This window comes from Thalassolituus sp. UBA6592 (assembly GCF_002433655.1).
GTDB lineage: Bacteria > Pseudomonadota > Gammaproteobacteria > Pseudomonadales > Oceanobacteraceae > Venatoribacter.
On sequence record NZ_DJIO01000033.1, the window covers coordinates 4875 to 5207 of the forward strand.

Here is a 333-nt window from a genome sequence, read left to right on the forward strand (position 1 = left end):
AAGCTGGATTACGAGGTGGTTAATTACCTGCCTGGCCGGCATATCCGTCCGATAAAAGCCCTGTCCGGACAGACATCGGTTCCGGTTCTGACCCATGGCGATCAGATTATTTCCGGATCTGCTGACATCATTAGCTGGCTTGATGAGCAGTTCCCTGAGCGATCTCTGACTCCCGCCGATCCGGCACTGAAACAGCAGGCACTGGAATGGGAGCGGCGGCTGGATGAAAAAGCCGGTCCGGCTGTGCGCTTATGGACCTATCATTATCTGCTCACCCGACCTGAGCTGGTTGTCCCGTTACTTATTCCATCACAGCCATTCTGGTTAGGCTGG

General features: G+C 54.7%; 1 protein-coding gene. It reads left to right on the forward strand.

All coding sequences use genetic code 11. The features are described 5' to 3' along the window. The coding region (locus B2Z72_RS03065; protein WP_297004126.1) for a glutathione S-transferase family protein at window positions 1–333 on the forward strand (333 nt) is incomplete at both ends.